The sequence below is a fragment of the Bacillus sp. LR--39 genome, from assembly GCF_053613335.1.
In genome coordinates this window covers 1-948 of sequence record NZ_JBSIOT010000457.1, presented here as the reverse complement: position 1 = coordinate 948, position 948 = coordinate 1, and the positions used below count along the sequence as shown (strand labels likewise).

The following is a 948-nucleotide window of genomic DNA, read 5'->3' as shown; positions in this document are numbered from 1 at the left end:
CTCCTCTTAAATGCCTGATGGATTTATGATAATCGAGTATTTCTTTCACTTCGTTTGCCAAGTCGGGGTTAATTTCAGGCAGACGCTCTGTTAAATCCTTGTGTACTGTACTTTTGGAAACACCAAATTCCTTCGCAATGACACGAACGGTTTTCTTTGTCTCCACGATGTACTTCCCTATCTTGATTGTTCGCTCTTTGATGTAATCGTGCACACCACTCGACCTCCCTAAAATGGATGTGAGAAGTGTGAAATGAGATCCGTATTCTGTAAAGAGTCGTTCATTATGCCGCTTCTTCGTTGTATGGTTTTAAAAGTAAGTTTGTGAAATATGCCCACGATCCCTCACCTCAAACACTCTCTTTGTTAGGTTTGTAACAGTGTATTAGCATTCTTTTGGGAATATGCTAAAAACTCAATAAGGACAAGGGGTGAAACGAACTTTTTCAGATTCAGCAAACTATTTCGCGTCACTAAATTTTCACCTTTACAACTATAGATCGCTCCTGTAAAATGAAATAAGCAATTAGTTACTTAGGTAAGTTTTTTAGAAGGAGACCGACATGTCCTACGTCAACAGACACCTCATTCATCAAATCAACCAAAGCGCCCGCCTGATTGCCAAGAAAGCCAATGAACAGCTAGAGCCATTCGGCCTTTATTCATCCCAATGGTCAGTTTTATATTGTTTGCGTACGATCGGACCAATGACTCAAAAAGAGATTTGGTCCTATTTAAATGTGGAAGCGCCGACTGTGACTCGGACGATCAAACGCCTGGAGGAGAACGGCTGGGTTCAGAGACGGCAAGGTGAAGACAAACGGGAAAAACTTGTTGTCCTCACAAAAGAAGCCGAGAAAAAATACGAAGAAATCAATGTGAAAATGCTGAAATTCGAGGAAGAGCTGCTTGCTGATTTCCGGGATGAAGATAAAGAAGCTTTTTCTC

General features: G+C 41.1%; 3 protein-coding genes. 1 reads left to right on the top strand and 2 read right to left on the bottom strand.

From position 1 onward, the window contains the following. Nucleotides 1-214, bottom strand: a 214-nt coding sequence (gene spoIIID, locus ACWHAR_RS24110) for a sporulation transcriptional regulator SpoIIID (protein ID WP_452088062.1), incomplete at its 3' end; no start/stop codon positions are given. A 14-nt stretch (nucleotides 215-228) separates the two neighbouring features. Further along, complete coding sequence (locus ACWHAR_RS24105) at nucleotides 229-339, bottom strand: protein usd (RefSeq protein ID WP_010886628.1); 111 nt, start codon at nucleotides 337-339, stop codon at nucleotides 229-231. 224 nt (nucleotides 340-563) lie between these two features. Between ACWHAR_RS24105 and ACWHAR_RS24100 the strand changes: the two genes are divergently transcribed. After that, a partial coding sequence (locus ACWHAR_RS24100) for a MarR family winged helix-turn-helix transcriptional regulator (RefSeq protein WP_452088061.1) occupies nucleotides 564-948 on the top strand: 385 nt, incomplete at its 3' end.